Raw genomic sequence first — 23,300 nt, 5'->3', positions numbered from 1 at the left:
ACATGCTGTCAGGAACCCATATCGGAAAGCCTTTTTCCCGTTTTTATCTGATTATACGAGGATTTTAAGGATTTATAGACCCCATTACCGATTGTTTCCCCATCCAGACAGAAATTACCGCATTCTGGAAAAATTTATTCCATTAATATATTATTCAGACAATATTACTGGAAAGGATCGATTTATTTTCCCCGTTTTTTTGAAAAATCAGCACATCGGATTCTTCGAGAATGCATACTCTTATTAGTCATAGTACAGATCTAACCTATTGTTTAACGTTTTCAGGTGTTTCGTATGAGACTATCGAATCTGCAAGCAGGGCTCCTCGTCCTGCTTATTGTACTCCTTATGGCGGGCACAGCAGCTGCCCTGCCATTCGACAACCGGTTCATCATGCCGGATCCACCCACTCTGCAAGACGGAGAGCGGATACCGGTATTTCTGGTTCTCGAGGAACAGCCGCAGCAGTTCACATCGTTCGCCCAGCTCAAGGCCGATGTGACCAGCCAGCAGACACAGGTGCTCCAGTCGATCAGAACGATCGATGCCGAGGCTTTCGACTCGGCAACAACCTACTGGATCGCCAACGCCATCTGGATCGAAGCCGATCCGGCAGCGCTCGAGAGCTATGCAGCCATCCCGGGTGTCGCCCGCATCGAGCCCGACCTCGTGGTCACGGCATATGACCCGGTCGTCGACGTCTCTGCCACGATAGACCCCGATTCCATCAAGCGTCCGGGTACCTATGAGACCTCGGTTGTCTGGAGTGCGGACTACATCGAAGCCCCCTCGGTCTGGGATACCGGGAACGTGGGTGACGGCGTCACGATCGCGGTCATCGACACCGGTATCGACGGCAGCCACCCCGCATTCGGTGACCGCATCGTAGCCTTCGCCGACTTCGTCAACGGCGACAACGCAACGGCATACGACGACAACGGCCACGGCACGCACTGTGCCGGGACGGCTGCAGGCGGAACGGTCACCACTACCAACTACGCGGGTGAGATCGACGTTACACTGGGTATCGCGCCCGAAGCCGACCTGATGGGAGCAAAGGTCCTGAACGCCGCAGGCTCAGGGTCGACCAGCGCGGTGCTGAGCGGCGTCCAGTGGGCGGTCGAGAACGGAGCCGATGTCATCTCCATGAGTCTCGGAAGCTATCCCTACCGCATGAACGAGGCTCTGCAAACCACGCTCACCGCAAACGAGACCGAGGTCGTAACCCTTGAGGTTTCGTCCGAGAAATACGGCGATACCGGCTACCTGTACGAACCGCAGTTCGTCATCGGCAGGGTTCAGGTCTACGACGCCGGCGATCTCCAGAACCTCACCATCACGGTGAAGGATGCCAACGGCAACACGGCCTCGGGTGAGGTCATCGACTGGCTCGGGTTCGACCAGCCGGACGACCGCTTCTACTTCAAGGCGCCCTACGCCTCCAACACCGGCAGCTGGAACGGCAACTGGGAGATCAGCGTGAAGAACAACGGTTCGACGGACGTGGACGTCCTGGGGATCAGGCTTACCGAGTACTACCAGTCCGACGGGACTACGCTTGAGGACACGGCGATCAACAACGTCGTCGCCGGCGGCGTCATCGTGGCCGCTTCGGCCGGCAACAACGGCTACTACGGCACGTCCACCGTCGGCACTCCCGGAACCGCCGCCGATATCATCACCGTCGGTGCTACCGAGTACCTGATGGACTACCGGGCGGCCTTCAGCAGCATGGGTCCGGTGAACCGGAGCACCCCGTACATCAAGCCTGATGTGATGGCTCCCGGTGTCGGCGTCATCTCCGCCTACCCGGGCAACAAATACGCCGTCATGGACGGCACCTCGATGGCCTGCCCGGCCGTGGCCGGCACTGCAGCACTGATGCTCTCGGGCAACAGCTCGCTCACCCCGGCCGACGTGAAGAGCGCCATGATGCAGACCGCCGTCCACATCGCCGAAGACGGCGCTATCCAGGCGGTCATGCAGCCGAACAACGCCTACGGTGCCGGAAGGATCAACGCCTATGAAGCGGTGAACAGAACCGGCGGCCTCGGCGGCAGCGAACCGTCGGACGGCATCATCAGAGAGCTCTTCGGCGGATCGCTCGCCCCGTCCTCGGGCTCTGGCGACACGCTTCCGCTTCTCGCGGTCCTCTGGAACACGACCGCAGGAACGCCCATCATCGGCGAGGATGTCAATTTCAGTGTTCGGTACTCAACCGGCTCTTATCCGTACTACCAGACCGTCTACATCAACCAGACCGGCACAACCGATGAGAACGGCAGCGTTATCGCCCTGATCGACATCGCGAACGTCCCCACGGGCAGATCCTGCTCGATCTCCATCACCTGGGACGGCCGCGAGGTGACGGACAGCTTCTACAAGTACACGGCACCCACGCCGACACCGGCGACCGTGCCGATCTTCGACCGGAACACCTACTCGGTGAACGCGAACGACACGGTCGAGATCAAGTACCCGCTGCTGAACGCCGACGGGTCGGCATACACCGAGAGCGTTGCGTTCACAATCAGCAACTGGTCGGAGACCATCGTCAGTGAAACCTTCGTGCCGGAGAACGGCGTCATCGCCTACTCCCTCGACCTTGCCGAGACGGATGTCGGTGACTCATCTCTCTCCATCTACATCAACGACCGACAGGCAGGGAACATCTACATCGATACTGAACCGCACAGCTATCAGGAGAGCGTGGTCACCCCGGAGCGGGCGATCTGCCCGCCCGGCATGAGCATCGATATCGGTGTCATGGCCTTCCCGCACCATGGGGGCACGACTGTCAGCAAGGACTTCGACGTCTACGTCACCACGCTGACGGAGACGGACGTGCTCTCGCTCTCTGCCGGCAATGCCGAAACCCTCACCACCGGTGAGGTTGCCGACATGGCGGCTCTGCTTGAGGAGATCGACGCGATGAAGCCGAGCACGTACACCGGCACCGTCACCATGACGAACGGCCTCGGCCTCTTTGAGGATCTCACGATGCCGGAGAACGGCTACATCGCGATCGTCAGGTTCGTCTCGGACGACGGGTACATGGAGTACACCGAGGAGCAAACCGCACTCGTCTACGGAACGCTCGAACCCTGGCTCCTGCACCGCAGCACACCGCCGGCAGTCGAGGAAGACCTCAACCGGACGATGACGTGGCTCTGGAGCACCGGCACCTGGCCGGCGACCTGGGACCAGATCGCCTACACAACGGTGCCCGGAGATGCGGCGTTCATCACCGCATATGGCTACGAGTACGACCCTGCCGCCCAGACCGAAGAACCGGCAGCCGACCAGACGGTATACCTGTACACCCAGAACGGCGTGCAGACCGGCGTGACCAACGCGAGCGGCATGTACACGTTCACGGTCGACGTGACCGGACAGGATGAGCAGCTCCCGTACCTGCTGGTCACGGACGGGATCGACGGGGGGTTCCACGGCTATATAGGAGGTACACCGTTCTCAGTAGATGACAGGTCACGTGTCGGAGCAGGACTGGTCGCAGCCAGGCTGGGCGCCCCGATCGCGACCGGAAACCTGTATCCCGACTCGGCCGAACGCTCGGTCGAGATCGAGCGGACGGGTGCGTCCTACGCGGTGACGGCATCCAGCTACGGGCCCGACGGCACCGAAATCCAGGAGAAAGGCTACTTCGCGTGCGACAGGCAGTCGGAGAATGACTTCTGGTATCTCGGCGGGACCGAGAAAGCCGCCGTCGTCGGCTTCACCGGAACGCACACCGAATCGGCGACACCCGGTCACGAAGGCTGGTACCAGACCAGGTACGTTCTCCTCGACCCGACCAGCCAGGGGGGCAGAAGCTACTCGCTCTACAGCTCGTTCCATAACCCGGACAGATCCGTCTCCTACACTCTCGGCCAGAACATCGGCGCCGGAACTGCGGTGCCGGTGACGTTCAACGCATCAACCGATGCCGGAGCGGCACTGAGCGGCGCCCGGGTCGTGCTGAAACTGGGAGCGGCGGCGGACGAAGATTGGATCTGGCCTTCGGGCGATCCACGTGACTACAATATCCTGACGGCAACCGGCTGGTATCCGGATCCCTACACCGGCATCCTGACCGGCTACACGGACGCCACCGGCAAGGTGACCCTCACGTTCACCGCACCGACGGCATCCCAGCAGGCGCTTCGAAAGTCCCTCGCTGACCGAACATCCGTCCCCTACACCGTCACCTGCTTCCACAACGGCGAGATCGTCCAGTCGGATTACGGCTCCTTCTCGGTCACCGAGCAGCAGCTGCCTGACTTCTACCCCGGCGTCTCCGCCCCGCACGTCGTAAAACTCGAGAGGAATGACGTCGTCACGGTGCGTGACGTCGTCCTGACGATCAGCAACGTCGGAACGGCCGGCTACACCTACGCCGACCCCGGCGTGAAATGCACGGCGGAGGCCGGCAGCCACAACGAGACCACCTACTTCCAGAAGAACCTCGCCGTCGGGGAGACTAAGACCGTCCTCGCCACGACGATCGCCCGCAATGCCGCTGATTTCGGCATCAACACGAGCGACTACCGGCTCCCGGTGGACATCGACGTCGGGATCACCGTCAACTCCGACCGGCAGGTGGAGGAACTGAACTACCTGAACAACCGGATCGTCCATCCGGTCCGGATCACGGCACCTGACCTCAAGGTCGACATCCTTGCCCCGCAGGTCACCACACCCTTCAGCACGACGCAGATAGGGCTCAAAGTGACAAACCTCGGCGAAGTCGGCAGTGAGGCAACCACCCTGATCTACGGCATCACCGGAACCCCGGACGAGACCATCACCGTCCCGGCCCTCGGATCCGGAGCATCGACGACGGTCTGGCGCAACCAGACACTCGTCGGCGGTGCATACCTGATCGAGGCGGAGGTCAACCCGAACCACGCCACCGACTACGAGACGACCTACGAGAACAACGTGGCGAACCTCACCGTCAACTCGTATGCACACACCCTGACGCACATCAGGCTGCCCCAGGACCGTGTGCTGGTTCCCGGGACCACCTATGACCTCCCAATAGTCGTCGATAACGTCACCGATCTCGCCGCCTACCAGATGGCCTTCACCTTCGACGGCTCCGTCGTCGAGGTGCAGAGCATCAGTCCGGGAGCACTGCCGGTCACCGCCCAGAACATCGGTTCCGGCAGCGCAGTCTTCAACGGCGCAGCGACTGCAGGCGTCAGCGGCACCGTCACCGTCGCCACCATCCGTATCAGCGTGATCGGGGCGAGCGGCGATGAGACCGATCTGAACCTGACCGCACGGCTCTGGGATGCAAACGAATTCGAGATCCCGGTCGAGGTCACGAACGGCAACGCCGACCTGCTTCTCTACGGCGATGCGAACAACGACGGGGAGGTCAACCAGCTCGATACCCTGCACGTCCTGCGTGAAGTGGTCGGCCTCATCGGGAAACCCACGGCAGGAACAACGCGGTTCTTCCAGACCGACGTCACCGGCAACAGTGCCATCGAAGTCGGAGATGCGATGTTCATCGCACAGTACAACGCCGACCTGAGAGATGCGTACTTCCGAATACTTTAAGTGAGGCAAAAGGAGGAGAAAAGAAATGAAACATATTGTGTGGAGCATTCTGCTCCTCACCTTCCTCTGCGGCGTCGGTTCGGCTGCCACGCTCTCGGTTGATCCGGCGAGCAGCACCTGCGCCTATGGGCAAACCGTGAATCTTGCGGTTACTGCGGCAGATGTCAGCAATCTCGGCGGGTTCGATATCGATCTCCGCTGGAACCCCCAGATCGTCGCACTCAGCAGTGCACCCGACAACGTAACGAAAGGAGCCCTGGTAAACAGCATTGAGGTGAACAGACAGAGCGGAAGAATACGGGTCGCCGGTGTGAACAGCACCCTTGACGGCATCAACGGCGACGCAACGCTCTTCACCGCGACGTTCACCGCCGTCGACGACACGGGCAGAACGACACCCGTCACGCTCATCGTCAACAACTACGGGTTCTTGAACTCCACGTCGGGTGAGGACATCCCGGTCTCCGGCATCACCAACGCCTCCATCACGACACTGAAACATAATGTCGTCTACTCCACCATCGGTGTCGTATCGAACCGGATGCTCCTCGATCAGGAGAACACCCTCGTCGCATCGGTCACAAACCAGAGGGGCACCGCAACTTCCCCGCTCGACATCAGCGTCGAGATCCTTGATGAAACAAACGCCTCGGTCGACTCGTGGACCTACAACGATGAGGTGATCCCCGCATGGGGCAGCTTCACTGACAGGATTGCGTGGACGCCGGCTCAGACCGGGCGCTACCGCGCCGTCATCACCGTGACAAGCGACGACTCGATCGGCGGAAAAACAACTGATGCAAAAGGCATCACGGTTGTCGACTACACGCTCGAGTACACCAACGGCTACGTCTACGGGCCGTGGTCCAAGGTACAGGCCGGCAACTGGTTCTCCATGAGATTCTACGTGAACGCCAGCCATGCAGGCAACATCTGGCTCAACATCACCGCACCCGACTACGTCGAGGTCAACGGCGGCAGGAACCAGAGCAGGTATATGTACGCCAGCCAGTGGAACTATGTTCGCGTTTATATGCGGACCGACAGGCCCGGCACGATCGACGCAGACCAGTTCCGGTTCGACATTGCGGCACACGGCAAGAGCGACACGGTGAACGGGACTGACGTCTCCATATGGATACCCTCCATCGAGGTAACGTCCGTAGACGCCACAACGATCAACGCCAGTGCACCCGGTGCGATGACCTTCAACACCCTGCACACAAATCGCACCTTCGATAACCGGACAGATATCATCATTCAGTCCGGCGCCCGCGGACGCACCCTCTCCGGCCTCGAGTACCTGGTCGGCTACCCCTATGGCTGCGTCGAGCAGACGACCAGCCGGATGATGGCATCGCTGAACGTGAAGAACTACTATCTCGACCGTCCTGCCGACAGACCCTCGAACTGGCAAACCATTAGAGACACGGCAAACACATCCATCGAAAGAGGAATCACCAGTCTGGTCAAGGGCGGACAACGCGGCCAGCACGCCGACGGCGGATGGAGCCTCTGGGGCAGCGGATCCTCCGAGTCGTCGTCGAGCTCCTATGCCAGCTACACGCTCGCCCGGATCAACAAGACGGACGAAGACTTAAACCGCCTCCTGGTCGACAAGGTCTCGAACGGCAGCACCGTCACCAGCGGTACCGTGAACTTCGAGAAACTGATCGAGTGGTTCCACGACAACCCGGACAACCCGAGCACCGGAACCTGGACCTGGAGCGCAAACGTCTGCCACTCCTGGACGCCGCAGTCCAACACCGCGTTCGTCATGCTGATCCACGACATGATCAACCAGACGGCCGATGTGCAGCAGCCCTACCGCGGCTACATGGAAGAAAACATGCAGAACGCGACCCGCTACTTCATCGACACGCAGAACATTGACGGTTCGTGGTCGTCCGGCCAGGATCAGGCGATGGCAACCGGACTCGCGCTCTGGGGCCTTGAATCCTTTGCGCTGACATCGGACGACGTCACGGCGGAAGAGATCGAGAACGCAAAAGCAAAAGCAGCCGTGTGGCTGATCGACACCCAGAACGCCGACGGTTCGTGGCCTGCAGGCTCACACTACGGATGGTACACGAACGGCAGGGTGACCGAAGCCACTGCGTACGGTGTCCTGGCGCTGAACGCGACCGGAATCCCCGCCGATAATACAACCATCAGCAGAGCGGTCGGCTGGCTCGTCAGCCAGTACGAAGACCGTGGCAGCTGGGGCTACACGTGGGCTTCCCAGGTGGCCATCGATGCGCTGATCCAGTGCCAGCCGAATGTAGTGAGCACCGGTACGGTGACCGTTGCGATCGACGGAACCGACGTCTGCACCGTTCCGGTCAATTCGACACACCCGCGGGTCGTCTACACGCTCACCGAGGCGCAGGAAGAGGCGCTCTTAGCAGGCGGAACCCTCAAACGGGACATCTTCGGCGACGGGTTCAGCACCGTGAAGGAGCATGACGTCACCGCCACGCTCACGTCCGGCGACGGCCCGATCCTGGTGAGCGTCGACCACTCGCAGCACGTCCCGATAATCGAAGTCGATGCGACGATCCGCAACGGCAGGACGATCCAGGAGTTTGGTGACGAGACCGGCAGCGATCTCGTACAGATCTCGACCGACATCGGCGTGCTCGACTACGCCGCCCAGGCGGAGAACCCCTATACCGTCGGATTTGCGTCCAGCCCGTCCCCGATGGTCGCAGGCGAAGAAGCAGACGTGACGCTCACCGTCACCTCGACGCAGGACGTCTTCTCCCCGATGGTCGAGATCCCGATCTCCGGATTCGCCTACGACAACGCCTCCACGGTCTACGAGAACGGCCAGGCGGTCGCATCGGAGGTCACAAACAGCACGGCGAGCACCGACCAGCTCTCGCTCTTCATCGAGCCCCTCGCATGGGTCAACAACACCCTGATGACCTACACGTTCACGGCGACGCCCGACACCTACGGCGCGCTGGAGATGAACCTGCGCATCCGCCCGCTCTACGATGAGAGCCAGGTGACCTTCGCCAACCACACGTTCACGGTTCAGGGCAGAGGTAATGTCAGCGTCAACGTCGTCGACGAGAACGGCGACGCCGTTACCGCCGACCGGATCTCGGTCGGAGCGAGCAGCGTCACCGCTGTATCGAATCACACGTTCGAAGACGTCCTGGAGGGCACCTATAGCATGGTCGTGAACAAGACCGGCTACCCCGAGATCCACTCCAATGTCAACGTCACTCCGGGTGCAACCGCGCTCTACAACGTCACGCTCCCCTCGACCCTGACGGCACCGGTCCTGGTGCTCTCCGAGGGCGGCTCGGGCAGCATCGCCGGCGTGGCGCAGGTTCCGCCCGAGACGCTCAACGCGCTCCGGAACGAGAACACCAGCTATAACGTGACGGTGCTCGGCAACGGCGGCGAGCTCGGCATTGCGCTCGAGTTCCCGATGCGCTACCTGCTGCACGACCCGGTGGTGACGGTGAACGGCGTCCCGACCGCCTACGAGTTCCGGAACGGAACGTTCACCTACCCGGTCGGAGGAGCCTACACCACCACAAACGCGACGCTGGTCATCTACGATGCACCGAACGGACAGAACACAATCGGACTCGGGTTCGAGGGTGTGAGCCTCGGTGAGAGCAACAACGACGGCAGCGTTAACATCATCGATGCTCTCTACATCGCGAGTTATGATGCTCAGCTGATTACGGGCCTGGCAACGTATGACTACCCCGATGTCACCGGTGACGGCGTCATCAACATCATCGACGCTCTCTACGTCGCGAGCTACGACGCCGGCCTCCTCACCGAGTACTACCAACCAGTTGCATGAGGTATAGCACATGAACAAACCCCATTTCCGTTTTCTTTTTGGCATCGCAATTCTCTGCGCAATGGTATCTGCGGCAAGCGCCGCCGAAGTCGTGGTCGCGGAAGGCCAGCTGGTCGTGAAAGGCGTCGATGACAGCCTCGGCCTTGGCGCCTTCAGCATCGTGATCGGCTACGATACGGCAGCGACCACCGTGACGGACGTAACGTTCGTCGAACCGTTCATGGGCGCAGTCAACATCCAGCAGGACAAGAAGACAGTGAGGGTTTCCGGGTTCACGACCGAACAGCACCTCACCGGCGACGTCCCCGTCGCAGAGATACAGTACACAGGCGACGCCCGTTTCGATGTCTATGTGAACGATCTGGTGAACCCGCTCGGCGATCCGATCCCGACGACGAACCCGGCCTTCGACACGGACACACCCGCCTCCCCGGGAGCGCAGCCGACGGCAGTGCCGACGACCGCTTCGGGAACCGGATCATCGAGCGGCGGGTCGCAGCCGAATGAACCGCAGGCCACTGCAACCCTGCAAGAGGCCGAACCGACGCCGACAACAGCCGGAGTGCAGCAGACGGCGGCATCAGAATCACCCGCTGCCGGCACAACCGGAACTGTCACCGGAACACCAGAGACGCCGACACCGGCACCAACACCCAAGTCACCGCTGTCACCCATCATCGGAATTTGCGCGCTGGTGCTTGTAGTATTTGCATTCACGAAAAAACGGTGAAAATTCAATTACGAATGATTTATACGGCATGAAATATGATTAGCAAAGGAGGGAAAACTTCATGAAATCTCTTCATCTAGCCCTGCTGCTCGTAGTAGGGCTTTTGGCCATTACGCCCGCTGCAAGCGCGGCAACAGGTACTGGCACATTATACGTAACCAATGCCTCCGATGTACAACAGGGAAGCACGGCTACGGTCAGTATCTATATCGCGAACGACTTCAGTCCGAAGATCGGAGCGTTTAATGTTGAGATGTACTTCGACAACACCGTCGTATCGGTGGACAGTATCCAGAAGTACAATGCATCGAACTCCAACACGTTCGCCGATCACATTCTCGTGAACGGCTTCAATGCAGGCGGATACGACAACGGCGACCTTCTGCTTGCCACGGTGACGCTTTCTGCATTGAAAAACGACGGCAGCCAGTCGGAACTCGGGATGAAATTAAACACCCTCTCAACGGTTGTCCCCCCGGGAGATATTCTTACGGCAGCCATCCAGAACGGCACCTTCACCACCCTGGATGAAGTCGACCCGGTCGTCTCGATCTCCACACCCACGAGCGTATCGTCCACGTTCAACATCGCCGGCACCATCACCGACGTCGGCGGCATGGGCACCGCCACGGCGACCCTGCAGAACACGACCGACACCGTCCAGTACAACCTTCCGCTGACACAGACCGGCGCCAGCACCTACACCTTCAACACGCAGGTCACCTGGCCGATTGAGAACGGCGTTGACCTCATCGTCACGGCAACCGATGCGGCCGGGAGGCAGGGAACCGACACCCAGGTCATCAACGTCGTGAACGTCGGATTCTCCGACCCGAGCCCGACAGGCTACGTCAACGCCACACCGACCCAGGCATCGGCGTTCATGTCCCAGATGAACAAAGGGACCGTCGGTATGCAGTTCGGTACGGCAACCTCCGCCCCCGTCCCCCTTGCGGTCGACACCTCGACCGATTACGCGAAGGGAACGATCGTCGGCCCGCTTGCAGACAACACCTACTGGGTGAACGCCAGCGGTACGGACAACTTCGGCGATCCGCGCTCCCTGAACTGGACGTTCACGCTCGATACCACCGCACCGGTGATCACCGCGTTCACGATCAGCGGCGACGACGGTGACGGCTACGTCGAAGCGGGCGAGACGCTCACCCTGAACTGGAACGTCGCGGCCGACCCGTCCTTTGCACGCGTCGTCCTCGTGGACACCACCACGGGCGAGGAACTCTGGAGCAGCAACGATATCAGCGGAACCGCAACAACCACCATCACCGACGGTAACCGCGACCTTGCGTTCCGCGCCTACGACCAGGCGCTCAACTCCGACAGCCGCACCTTCCATCTCTACTACAACTACATGATCTGGATTAACTCCACCAAGATGGGCACGATATCCGGCATCGATACCACCTACACCGCAGAGATGGACATCAGCAGAACCGCGATCAGCTCGGTCACTCTCTACAACGGGCGCACCGTCGCCGTCCCGAGCATCGGCACGCTGCAGCGGTCGGTCATCAACGTCGGCCAGGTCACCGCCGACACCTTCGTAGCGGTCGACAACACCGCAAACCGCACCATGCAGGGAACCGAGACCTACCAGAACCTCTGGGTCTACGAACCCGGTGCAACGCTCGACTTCCTGGTGCAGGTGCCCAACGCCCCGAAGGCAGCAGTCCTGCTCTTCGAGGCCAACGAGTCGTACATCGAACAGATGATCGACTCCGGCAGCAGATCCGTCAACTACACCGAACTCATGAAGAAGACCGCATACTTCTTCATCGACGGTGGGTGGACGAAGATCACCGTGCGTGACGACGGTACCTTCATCATGGACGACTATAACGGAACGGCCATCACCAACGCAGGCAATATCTCCCAGACACTCCGGCACCCGGACAACCAGGTCGACCTGAACGCCGGCTACCGGCTGAGTGCCCAGGGTCTCAAAGCCATCCAGCTCCCCGCAGGTGACTACGCACTCGCCGCCATCGCCATGGACGGCGACCGCCTCGGCGCTCTCGGCGCAATGCCGATCAGCGTTATGGAGAGCGGCGACCAGGGCGGCATCTCCGCCACGAGCGTGCAGAAGGGAGACAGTTTCACGGCGCAGTTCACCGCCCCGTGCGAGCGCCTCGGTGTCATGCTGATCCGTGACGTCACCTACGACGGCACGGCGCTCATCGACGCAGCAACCATCGGCACCTCGACGCTCCAGCTGAACCTCACCTACAACGGCATCCCCGCGACCCAGAAACTCATCGGGAATGTCTACATCAGCCCCGACGCCGGAGCCTACGTCGTAGCGAACACGAACCAGGCCACGGTGAACACGTCCGGCCTCGCCGCAGGAACGTATGACGTCTACCTGATCGGCCAGAGTTCCAACGGAACCGTGGAGGCCTACGGTCAGTACACGGTTCAGATCACGCCCCCGGTGACCCCGACCCCAACTCCGACCCCGTACACGCCCAGCGGCGGCGGTGGCGGTGGCGGCAGCAGCCGTAGCGTTACCACCTACGAAGGAAGCGCCACGGTCTCGACCAGCAGCAGCGGTATCGTGACCCGGTCGATCGCCGTCGTTGCGAGTGACGATAGCGGGAAACTCACCCTGAACGCGGGCGTGCGGGCACTCGACGCGGACGGCAACCCGATCAGCACCATCAGCATCGAGCGGACCGGCGACGTCCCGGCAGCCCCGGCAGGCGCGCTCTTCAGCATCTCCGGCTACGTCTATGAGTGCAGCCCTGCAGGCGCCACCTTCAACCCGGGCCTCACGCTCTCCGCCACCCTCTCTGAGGAGGACTGGAACCGGATGATCGCAAGCGGCCAGGTGCCGACGATCAAGTGGTTCAACGCAGAGACCAATGCCTGGGAGGATGTCCCGACCACGGTCAACCCGACGACCAGAACGGTGAGCGCAACCGTCACGCACTTCAGTACGTTCGCGGTCGTCTACACCACCGGCGTCCTGCCGACGCCCACCCCGACAGAGGTCGTGACGACCAGCCCGACGCAGGTTGCTCCGACCACGCCGGCACAGCCAACGGAAGAACTCCCGTTCATGTATATCATCATCGCGATCGTCGCGATCCTGATCGTTGCGGGAGCAGCCTTCTTCTACATGGAGAAGAAGAACCAGTAACCCCGAATCCATACTTTTTTCTGTTTTCATCCCGGCCTCCGGCCACTCGTACCCGTTCCGCGAACGACCGTGCACTTTGAGCGAACCTCTCCGCACTCCGCTCCCCAAAACAGCAATCACAGACGGTTCTCAAAGCCGCACCCGTCACCGATCAGCAGAGAGGGGAACACAATTCAAGGCATGCCGGGAGGTGCGGAGAACACCCGAAATGTCCATCGTCAGGTACGATCAAGGGCACGGCAGCGTACGTCTGCAAGAGGAGATGCGCCTTCCGGTTACCCCGGATAGAAGACGAACCGATGCGGGGGGTGCGAGATATTTCCCACCTCCAGCCCCCCGCCAGAGAGCTATGAAAAACAGCTCTTTTTTATTTTAATGAAATAATTGGTTCGACCGCAATAAAGGAACTATTATATATCCAACTTCCAAAATGACAGTATACCAAAGCACGCCTTCCGGAGCACCACAATGACTACTCTCATGCAGCGACTCTGTGTACTGACGCTTCTCGCAGGATTTATCCTGCTCCCCGCTGCCCACGCCGCATCGCGGAGCGACAGTGCCGAAGACAACCAGCGGGTGCTTGTTGGTTTTGACAACCGGATCGGCTCCGCACCCATGCAGAGAACAGCACTGCCACTCCCGGAAGGTGTCTCCGATACCGCACTCGTCGCTACCTGCGATCACCTCACCATACAGGAATTCTCGGTCGACGACGTCGACCGGTTCGTCACCGATCTGGCATCCCGGAAGAACGTGGCATTCATCGAACCCGACTACCCGGTATCGGCGTGCAGCCCCGCACCGTACGTGCCGGACGATCCGATGTATGCATACCAGTGGAGTCTCGAAATCATCGGAGCGGACGATGCCTGGAGCATGGAGCAGGGAAACAGCAATATTACCATCGCCATCGTGGATACCGGCATCGACTACCGCCACGCCGACCTTGCCGGAAATTACCGCTCCGGCGGATACGACTGGGTAAACGATGATGCCGACCCACTGGACGACAACGGGCACGGCACGCACTGCGCTGGCATCGCCGCAGCGGTCATGGACAATGACCGGGGCATTGCCGGAGTAGCGCAGGTCGGCATCATGGCGGAGAAGGTGCTCAACGCCCAAGGAGGCGGCTACATCTCGAACGTCGCAAAAGGTATCATCCATGCCGCCGACAGCGGGGCGGATATCATCAGCCTCAGTCTCGGAGGCGAATATTTCTCCCAGACCCAGAAAGAGGCGTGCGACTACGCCTGGAGCAAGGGCTGCATCATCGTAGCGGCCTCCGGGAACGGGGGCGGTGCAGAGATCCTGTACCCGGCAGCATACGACTCCGTCATCGCGATCGGCTCAATCGGAAAAACAAGCGCCTTGAGCAGCTTTTCCAACCAGGGCAGCGCACAGGAGCTCGTGGCGCCCGGCGAACGGATCCTCGCCACGCTCCCGGGAGATACCTACGGCTACATGAGCGGAACATCGATGGCCTGCCCCCATGTTGCCGGCGTTGCCGCCCTCGTGCTCTCGCGGTACCCGGCAATGACGAACGAGAACGTCCGAACAGTCCTGGCCGGAACCGCCGACGACCTCGGCCAGGACGGCCGGGACTCCTCCTACGGATTCGGGCGGGTGGACGCTGAAGAAGCCGTCTGGGCCTCTCCGACTTCATTTACGATAGAGACCCGGCCGGTGCCGGCCGTCATATCCGCTTCCATGGGCGGCAGTCCGGGGTGGGGAGAGGCGATGACCATCACACTCACGGCAGAGAACGCATGGATCGTCAGCAACGCCACCATCGACCTCTCAGACGTCGGCGGCTCCGCGGCATCACCGATGACGAACACCGGCGACGGCGTCTGGTCGACCGACGTTTCAGCGGCTTTGCCGTCTCCGTTCATGAACGGAACCTACCAGTCCCGCAATCTTGTCGTGACGATAACCACTATCCGCGGCACCGTGAACACGACGACGATTCCGGTCACGGTGATCCGAAACGGCGACGTGAACGAGGACGGTACCGTGACGATAGCCGATGCAGCGTACCTCGCGCGGCACCTTCTCGGGGTCCCGGGATACGAGAACATGACCAAACCCGCCGGAGATGTCTCCGGGGACGGCAGGATCACTATGTACGATGCACTGTTCATCGCACGTCACATAACCGGGCAGCAGGAGTTTGCAGAACTCCGGTAACGAGAGAGGAGATACTGGAATGGCACCGAAGAAGAGCAACGAGATCGCTGCGGTCAGGCACCCCGCATGCGACGACGGCTTCACGGGCCTCGAAGCGGCGATCATCCTGATCGCCTTCATCGTCGTCGCCTCGGTCTTTGCCTTCGCCGTTCTCGGCAGCGGGTTTTTTGCCACCCAGAAGAGCCAGGAGGTGATCCACGCCGGTATCGACCAGTCTGCAAATGCTCTTGTCCTGGGGGGGACGGTCGCCTGCCAGGCAAACAACCTCGGCACGGAATTAAAACTGGTAAGGATCTACCTCCAGACCGCCGGGGCAGGAACCGGGACGGATATGACCAGGATCAACTGCAGGATCGCCCTCGCAGACACCCTGCTCTCGATCCCCCCGGGCGATCCCCGGATCGCCGTTACCTGGCGCTACCGGGCTGACAGCGACGACATCCTGGAGGAGAACGAGCTCGCCTGCATAACCATCGACGTCCGCGACGCCGATATCAGCGCAGGAGATACCTTCACCATCGAACTGACGGCCGATACGGGCAGCGCCCTCGCCCTGACGCGGACGGCTCCGCCCGAGATCACGGCGAGCGACTACTATGAACTGATGTGAACGGGAGATGATGGCGATGCGCAACCGGGACGGAGGCTTCACCGGGCTTGAGGCTGCCATCATCCTGATCGCATTTGTCGTCGTCGCCTCGGTCTTTTCGTATATGGTGCTCGGCACCGGGTTCTCTGCTATCCAGGAGAGCCAGAAGGTCATCCATACAGAGGTGCAGGGGGTCAGTTCGAGCCTCACCGTCACCGGGACGATCTACGGTGTCAGTCCGAACCGGGTGCAGGTTCAGGCATTGCTCATCCCGATCGGCATCGCAGCGGGCGGCGACGGGGTCGACGTCAGCACCATGTCGGTCCGGTTTCTCAGCCGGAACCACTACGGCGAGCTCGAACCGGAAGACCCGCTCATGTACGTAAACCCGCGCGCCAATCGCTGGAGCATCCAGGAGGTCTTCAACGGTGACGGGGATGCCATCCTTGAGGACGGGGAGACGTTCCGGATCAATATCTCACCGATCATCCCGAGCGATCTCGTCGCCGATGGAGAGTTCGTCGTCGAGATGAAGCCTGCCGCCGGTGCCGCTCTCAGGGTCGAGCGGCGCCTGCCGCACCAGATCGAGCTGGTGACGCGGATCCCCTGACCATGCCAGGGGCGCCGAATCGCGGTACCGGGTGAGCACCGCCGCTCCGCCGATGCCCGCCAGGGCGAGGATCAGGTTTGCCTGCGGCGAGTCGCCGACCATGAGAAGGTCGCTCTCGACCCCGGCACCAAAGAGCCCGAGAGCGACAGCTCCCATGCCCGCAGAGAGGAACGGTGCCGCCGGAAAAACTCTGCCGGCGAGGGCGACCGCCCGGCTGCCGAGATACGCCTCCGCTGTCTCCCGGAAAGCGAGCAGCAGGACGATCGCGGACGATGCGGCAAAGACCCACTCGGAGAGGGAACCGACCTCGCTCCAGAGGGCGAACGCCAGGAAGTCCGGGAAGTCACCCGGCTGATAGGGGCCGAGCAGCGGATAGTACCAGCTGACGGGCACCTCCCACATCGTATCGAGGATCTGGTGGGAGAGGATGCCGCACGCGAGGGCGCCGGCCGCGAACGACCCGCGCCGCCGCCAGAGATAGAGGCCGATGAAGAGGAGCACGAGCGCGAGAAAAAGTCCGTGCATGAAGATGCGGCCGTCATCGATGGAGTCGTGCAGGACGATATGGCCGAGCGGCTTGTCGATGAGGTCCGGGAGGAGCGCACCGGCCGCCGCGAAGAGAAGAAGCCTTCTGTCCCGGAGATGAACGGCGAGCACAACCCCGATCAGCACCCCGGCAAAGAGGTGGCATGCAAGGAACATCTTCTGTAGATATCCGGAATGCAGGTATTAAACGGCATTGATCGAGAGAGAGGAAGGGAAGACTGATAGCCTGCGGCGGCCAAACCATCCCGTGGAGCTTTCGTTCATGCCGCTATCAGATCGTATGAATCTCATCGTCCTCTTCCTCTCGGTCATCATCGGGTTCGCCTTCGGTTCGTGGGTGTCGGCGGTCTGGCCGGGCGGCATCGCCGGCATCGCAGCGACCTTTGCCGGGGTCGTCGTCGCCTACTATGCTATCGCCTTTGTGATGCGAGCGGCCGGGTATCCGATCGAGTGACCTGCCGTATCTCTTCAGGACTCCCGCACGGCGGCAGGGTTGAACGGGCAGGCCTCACGGAGGCATTCACGGTTGATCGCCGAGAACGTACACGTAATCGTCGTCCTGACCGGCAGGTCGATGCCGAACCGTTCACGGAGGAAGGTGACCGCCGCCGTTATCGCAAGCCAGGAGTTGCGTTTGCAGCACCGCGGCCCACCGTGCCGGGCGATCACCATCAGGCTCCGGGCAGTCATCTGATTGGCAAGCGACCACTCCTTCTGCTTTAGCGGCGTTGCGCCGGTGATCAGGCTGATGAAGATGCCAGTGCCCATTGCAGCGCCGCAGGTCCCGTGAGTCCCGCAAAAACCTCCCTTTACTGCTTCCGCCCGACTCCGCGCAACGGCAAGCTTCTTCGCCTTCATCTCCGGCTCGCCGGTATGGTTATAGTATGCCGCAAGGAGCGCGGCGGGAACGAGGAAATGGTGCTCGGGCCCGTGCATCCTGACCGCCGGGCTCTCCATCAGTCTGCAGGCGATCGCGAGCGGATCGGCATCGGCCGTCCTGGTGCAGTACTGCTCGATCAGGTCGAGCGCAGAGAGGCTGTGGCAGCGGTCGCAGACATAGTGCCCCTCAGGGCAGACGACCGCGGCATCCTCCGCCTCGCCGCAGTACAGGCACGTCACCCGGCGCGGTTCGTCCAGGTAGACGAGGTCGCGGCCGCAGACCAGGCAGCCCGTTCTATGCTCCATACAGGTACCTCGGCCCTGCGCGCATAAAAGGGTATTTTTACGGGTTGCAGGCGGCAACCGGTCTGTGGCGCTTCTGAGCGTCTGCGGCCGCCGCATCCCCGGCGGGGATACTGCCGGGCTCGACCTCGCGCACCCGCCCCTCCTCGAGCAGGAGGATGCGACCCGCGATCGCGAGCAGTGAGGGGCGGTGGGAGATGAGGAGCGTCGTGCGGCGGCGGGCAAGGGTGCCGAGCGCCTCCTGCACCTGCCGCTCGGTCGCGGTGTCGAGCGCCGAGGTCGGTTCGTCGAGGATAAGGATCGGGGCGTCCTTCAGAAACGCCCGGGCGATGGCGATCCGCTGCCGCTGCCCGACCGAAAGCCGGGTGCCCCGCTCTCCGACGACCGTCGCGTAACCGTTTGGAAATCCCAGAATGTCATCGTGAACCTGCGCTTTTCGTGCCGCCTCGATCACCTCACCGCGGGACGCCTCCGGCCTGCTGTAGCGGATGTTCTCCTCGATGGTGGTATGGAAGAGGAAGATCTCCTGGGAGACGACCGATATCTGCCGGCGCACCCACCGGGGATCGAGGTCGGCGAGATCGATCCCGTCGAGCATGATCGTTCCCGCCTGCGGGGAGAATGCCTTCATGAGCAGGTTGATCAGGGTGGTCTTGCCCACACCCGTCCTGCCGACGACGGCGATCACGTCACCCGGCCGTGCGGTGAAGGAGACGCCGCGGAGCACCGGCGCTCCGCCCGGATAGGCAAACGCAATATCCGTAAAGGCTATCTGTCCCCGGAAATGCTCCGGAGCCAGGAGCCCCTCCTCCCCGACCTCCCGCTCAAGCCCGAAGATCTCCCGGATACGGGCAGCGGAGGTCAGGGCGGGCTGGATGACCACCGGAAACGAGAAGAAGATGCTGACTGATGCGGCAAAGGTGGCGATATAGACCGTGAAGGCCACGAAGTCACCGACGCTCATCGCTCCCGCGATCACCTCGCTGCCGCCGTACCAGAAGACGGCGACGAGCATCAGGAACTGGACGCCGATGCGGATGTACTCCGAGAAGGCCGCGAGCATGGTGTTTTTGATCCGGATCTGCACGACGTCCCGGAGCGTGCGCGAGATCCGCCCGGCTTCGCGGTCCTCCGCCGCATGCGTCTTGACGGTATCGATCCCGGTGATCACCTCGGCAAGGTCGCGGGAGACGTAGGCCTGCCGTTCCCGCTCACGGTAGGAGGCGGCTCTGATACGCCCGATGAAGAGGACGTTGACCAGGAGAAAGAACGGGACGAACGCAAGCACGACCAGGGTCAGCCGCAGGTTCAGGCTGAAGAGGACGACGAACGCAAACGCGACGTACATGACGTTCGCTATCATAGTCGGGAGGAACTGCGAGAAGACGTACTGCAGGATCTGGACGTCGTCGGAGACCCGCGACATGACGTAGCCGGTCTGCTGCGACCGAAAGTAGGAGAGCGGGAACCGGAGGACATGATCGAAGAGATCGGTCTGGAGGGCAAGCGAGAACCGCTCCCGCAGCTGCGCCATGAGGTAACTCCTCAGGACGTCCATGCCGCCCATCACGGCCCCGAGCAGCAGGAGGGCGGCCGCAAGGGCGGTGAGGGAGGAGACGGGGAAGAGGGAGGAGAGGCCGGCTTCGTTCCCGAGCAGGATATCGTCGATGAAGACCTTGCTCGAGAGCGGTATGAGAGCCTTCAGCCCCGCGACGAACACCGTCGCGAGAAGAGCGGATGCGCCCACCTTCCAGAGCGGCCGGACGTAGCGCAGGAAGAAGGCGATATCCTCCGTTCCGCCCGGCCGTTCCGCCCCGGAAGGAGAGCGGAGGACCTCCCTGACAAACGAGAGTCCCCGGCGGGAGCGCCTGAAGAGCCCTGAACACTGTATGCCGGACAGACCACCTGCCTCCGGGATGCAAGAAGTGTCCTGAAGGTATTAAGCCCTGCGGTGAGGGCAGCCGGCAGAGACATATATGTCACCGGATACGATGCGTATACGGAAGCGTGAAGATGACCCCATCCGTTACCATCGAGGAGATGCGCGAAGACGACTTCGGCGACGTCATCCGGATCGACCACCTGGCGTTTCGGTCATATAACCTCCCTCCCCGGACGCGAAAGAACATCGCGTACGCATACAGCGTGAACCCGGCGGGATGTTTTACGGCAAAGCATGACGACAGCACCGTCGGGTTCATCTTTTCGCGCACGTGGGGCAGTATCGGGTGGCTTGGCACGTTCGGCGTCGACGAGGCATATCGGGGAGCCGGAATCGGCAAACGGCTCCTCCGGGCAGCGCGTGCAGGCCTGCAGGAAAACGAACGGTGCCCGGTGATCGGCCTGGAGACACCGGCCGAATCCGGCTACAACATCGGGTTCTACCGCAGAGCGGGCTTTCGAATCATCACGCCGACACTGATCGTCGAGAAAGAGATCACAGATGCGCGGGAGGGATGCCAAGAGATTGTCCCGCCTGCGGCCGGATGGCGGAGATAACCGGCGAGGTTATCGACGGGTTCGATATCAGGGTGCGAGGCCGATCCGGGCACGGCCGTGATCCCGCTTGAAGAGGACAGAGCGTGGAGGGGGTTTGCCCTCGTGCAGGTCCGCCCGAACCGGGAGGGGGCACGAACGACGGCGCCTCCGTGAAGGCTCTCGTGCTGCAAGACCGATCAGAAGAGTCATTCTCGCAAGCGATCGATCGGGTCGAGGCCTACTGTGCGCAGGAAGGGTTCTCCAGGGTGACGGTCCCGGTCAACCTGGCGAACGCACCTGTCGATGCGTGGCTGCTCGAGAAGGGGTATCGGGTATCCAGGCTGGCGGTCAGGATGCTCTTCGGTGAGATGGAGTACTCCGTGAAGACCGGGGTCGAGCTCTCGCGCTGGGTCATGTAAATACGGGGCGGGGTTGGGTCTATCAGCTCCCGAAGAAGATCTTAGAAAGGTCATAGAGGTCCATATCGACGGTCTTGAGCTGCGCGACCGCCTCCCCGATCGGCACCGCCACGATCGCATCGCCGTGCAGGGCGACCATCTTCCCGTAGTTCTTCTCCCGGATAAGCTCGACCGCCCTGACACCGAACCGGGTCGCGAGGACGCGGTCGTGGGCGGTCGGGGAACCACCCCGCTGGACGTGGCCGAGGACCGTGACCCGCGTCTCCATCCCGAGCCTCTCCTCGAGCTCTTCGCGGAGATAATTTCCCACCCCTCCGAGCCGGACGTGCCCGAAGGCATCGGTCTTCTCGGACTGGGTGATGACACCCCCGCCCTCTTTCGGTTTTGCACCCTCAGCGACGACGACGATGCTGAAACTCTTCCCGCTCTCGTAGCGTGCCCGAAGGTGCCGGCAGACCTCGTCGAGGTCGAAGGGGACTTCCGGGATGAGGATCTCGTCGGCACCGCCGGCGATCCCGGAGACCGTCGCGATCCAGCCGGCGTGCCGCCCCATCACCTCCACGACCATGACCCGGTGGTGCGACTCCGCCGTCGTGTGCAGGCGATCGATCGCCTCGGTGACGATGGCGACGGCCGTATCGAAGCCGAAGGTGTAGTCGGTGCCTGCGACGTCGTTGTCGATCGTCTTGGGGACGCCGACGACCGGGATATCCATCTCAGAGAGCTTTGCCGCGACCCCGAGAGTATCCTCACCGCCGATCGCCACGATCGCATCGATCCCAAATTTCCTGACGTTGTCGGTGAGCCGCTGGAGGTCCGCCTCCTTCCGGAACGGGTTCGTCCGCGACGTTCCGAGGATCGTCCCGCCCTTCGGGAGGATGCCGGTCACCGAGTAGTCGGTGAGGGGCTCGACGTTGCCCTCGACGAGGCCCGCCCATCCGTCCCGGATCCCGATCGTGTCGTAGCCGTACTTGATCCCCGTCCTGACGACCGCCCTGATGACGGCGTTCAACCCCGGACAGTCGCCGCCGCCCGTCAGCACGCCTATCGTCGTCATCGCCCCTCACGCCCCCTGGTAGATCTTCAGCGCTTCGTCGACACCGGCGTCGTCCAGCGTGATGGCGGAGATCGCATTGCAGAGCCTGACGGCTTCGTCGAGGTCGCGCTGGTGGACGTTCCGGCCGGTCGCGTTCCCCGCTGTCCCGCCGCTGTGGATCTGGTCGTAGAGCTGCTGCAGGAACCCGGCGGCGTCCATGGTCGCGCCGCCCGCACAGACGACCTTCGTCCGGCCGGCCGCGAGGGTTGCCTCACGCAGAAGCGACGCGTCGGCGGAGCCGCCTTTCTTCGGTGGGTTCACCTTGGCAAAGTCGGCACCGAGCGTCGCCGCGACCCCGGCGGCACCGGCGATGAGGTGCGGGTCCTTCTCGTCCTTGACCGCCCGCCCCCGCGGATACATCCAGAGCACGGAGAGGAGGCCGTGCTGGTGCGCACGGTGGACGATCTGCGCCGCCTGGTAGAGCATCACCGCCTCGTAATCGCTGCCGAGGTACACCGTGTACCCGACGCCGAGGATCTTCAGTCCGGCCCGGTCACGGAGATCGACGGCCTGCCGGACGTGGTGCAGCTCGGAGCTGAGCGGGTCGCGCTGTGCGGTCTCGACGAGGTTGGTCTTGGAGTTGAGCTTGACCAGGTAGGGCACGTCCGGATAATCGCTCCCATAGCGGGCGATAAGGCCGAGCTGCGTTGCGAAGACGCCGATACGCGCCTGGTCGGCGATCCGGAAGAGATGCTCGGGATCGGCATCGTCCGGCGAGATCCCCTCCCCGGAGAAATCTTCGTTGAGGTGCTCGACTTTCTGGTCGCCGGCAAAGAGCATCAGTCTCCCGGTCCCGTGCGTCATCGTCCGGTACCCGTTCAGGTACGTCTCCCGCGCCTCGCCGGGCACGTCGAGAGGGATTGTGATATCGGCCTGGGCTGGCATGTCCAAGTCTCCTCG

General features: G+C 61.9%; 14 protein-coding genes and 1 pseudogene. 10 read left to right on the top strand and 5 right to left on the bottom strand.

The features are described 5' to 3' along the window. Positions 1-294: 294 nt before the first annotated feature. From FGU65_RS05390 to FGU65_RS05360, 7 genes are all read left to right on the top strand, one after another. Entirely contained in the window at positions 295-5,568 is a 5,274-nt protein-coding gene (locus tag FGU65_RS05390) for a S8 family serine peptidase (RefSeq protein WP_301663401.1), read from the top strand. Positions 5,569-5,593: 25 nt separating this feature from the next. After that, positions 5,594-9,397, top strand: coding sequence for a dockerin type I domain-containing protein (locus FGU65_RS05385; protein ID WP_301663400.1), 3,804 nt, complete (start codon positions 5,594-5,596; stop codon positions 9,395-9,397). A 61-nt stretch (positions 9,398-9,458) separates the two neighbouring features. Continuing rightward, a complete protein-coding gene (locus FGU65_RS05380; RefSeq protein ID WP_301663399.1) occupies positions 9,459-10,127 on the top strand; it encodes a hypothetical protein in 669 nt (222 codons plus the stop codon). A 61-nt stretch (positions 10,128-10,188) separates the two neighbouring features. Continuing rightward, positions 10,189-13,287 carry an autotransporter outer membrane beta-barrel domain-containing protein gene (locus FGU65_RS05375; protein WP_301663398.1) on the top strand — a complete coding sequence of 1,033 codons (3,099 nt, stop codon included), beginning with the start codon at positions 10,189-10,191 and terminating at the stop codon, positions 13,285-13,287. Between the two features lie 468 nt (positions 13,288-13,755). Then, positions 13,756-15,480, top strand: coding sequence for a S8 family serine peptidase (locus tag FGU65_RS05370; RefSeq protein WP_301663397.1), 1,725 nt, complete (start codon positions 13,756-13,758; stop codon positions 15,478-15,480). Positions 15,481-15,499: 19 nt separating this feature from the next. Continuing rightward, the gene (locus tag FGU65_RS05365) at positions 15,500-16,090 is read left to right on the top strand and encodes a flagellin (protein ID WP_301663396.1); all 591 of its coding nucleotides are present in this window, start codon (positions 15,500-15,502) and stop codon (positions 16,088-16,090) included. Between the two features lie 7 nt (positions 16,091-16,097). Beyond that, complete coding sequence (locus FGU65_RS05360; protein WP_301663395.1) at positions 16,098-16,679, top strand: flagellin; 582 nt, start codon at positions 16,098-16,100, stop codon at positions 16,677-16,679. A 372-nt stretch (positions 16,680-17,051) separates the two neighbouring features. On the opposite strand, the pseudogene FGU65_RS05355 reads toward FGU65_RS05360, so the two are convergent. Further along, positions 17,052-17,381, bottom strand: a pseudogene (locus FGU65_RS05355) (metal-dependent hydrolase); the annotation flags it as partial. Positions 17,382-17,487: 106 nt separating this feature from the next. Between FGU65_RS05355 and FGU65_RS05350 the strand changes: the two are divergent. Continuing rightward, complete coding sequence (locus FGU65_RS05350; RefSeq protein WP_301663394.1) at positions 17,488-17,679, top strand: hypothetical protein; 192 nt, start codon at positions 17,488-17,490, stop codon at positions 17,677-17,679. Between the two features lie 14 nt (positions 17,680-17,693). Here the strand turns inward: FGU65_RS05350 and FGU65_RS05345 are convergent, their stop codons facing one another. Together FGU65_RS05345 and FGU65_RS05340 are read right to left on the bottom strand one after the other, a co-directional pair. After that, positions 17,694-18,410: a DUF5714 domain-containing protein gene (locus tag FGU65_RS05345; protein WP_301663393.1), complete on the bottom strand. Its 717-nt coding sequence runs from the start codon at positions 18,408-18,410 to the stop codon at positions 17,694-17,696. A 37-nt stretch (positions 18,411-18,447) separates the two neighbouring features. After that, positions 18,448-20,154, bottom strand: a complete 1,707-nt coding sequence (locus FGU65_RS05340) for an ABC transporter ATP-binding protein (RefSeq protein ID WP_301663392.1) — start codon at positions 20,152-20,154, stop codon at positions 18,448-18,450. Between the two features lie 266 nt (positions 20,155-20,420). Here FGU65_RS05340 and FGU65_RS05335 point away from each other — a divergent pair, with 266 nt between their 5' ends. Together FGU65_RS05335 and FGU65_RS05330 are read left to right on the top strand one after the other, a co-directional pair. Beyond that, positions 20,421-20,906 (top strand): GNAT family N-acetyltransferase, encoded by a 486-nt coding sequence (locus FGU65_RS05335; protein WP_301663623.1) that lies wholly within the window; start codon positions 20,421-20,423, stop codon positions 20,904-20,906. Between the two features lie 161 nt (positions 20,907-21,067). Further along, positions 21,068-21,304 carry a hypothetical protein gene (locus FGU65_RS05330; RefSeq protein ID WP_301663391.1) on the top strand — a complete coding sequence of 79 codons (237 nt, stop codon included), beginning with the start codon at positions 21,068-21,070 and terminating at the stop codon, positions 21,302-21,304. Positions 21,305-21,326: 22 nt separating this feature from the next. Here FGU65_RS05330 and FGU65_RS05325 read toward each other — a convergent pair whose 3' ends face one another. Together FGU65_RS05325 and FGU65_RS05320 are read right to left on the bottom strand one after the other, a co-directional pair. Continuing rightward, on the bottom strand, positions 21,327-22,361 hold the full coding sequence (locus FGU65_RS05325) for a 6-phosphofructokinase (protein WP_301663390.1): 1,035 nt from the start codon (positions 22,359-22,361) through the stop codon (positions 21,327-21,329). Between the two features lie 6 nt (positions 22,362-22,367). After that, positions 22,368-23,285, bottom strand: a complete 918-nt coding sequence (locus tag FGU65_RS05320; RefSeq protein WP_301663389.1) for a beta/alpha barrel domain-containing protein — start codon at positions 23,283-23,285, stop codon at positions 22,368-22,370. Between the last annotated feature and the right edge of the window lie 15 nt (positions 23,286-23,300).

The organism is Methanoculleus frigidifontis (assembly GCF_030464345.1).
Classification (GTDB): domain Archaea; phylum Halobacteriota; class Methanomicrobia; order Methanomicrobiales; family Methanoculleaceae; genus Methanoculleus_A; species Methanoculleus_A frigidifontis.
The sequence above is the reverse complement of the archived record's forward strand: the minus strand, read 5'-3'. Positions and strand labels throughout refer to the sequence as shown.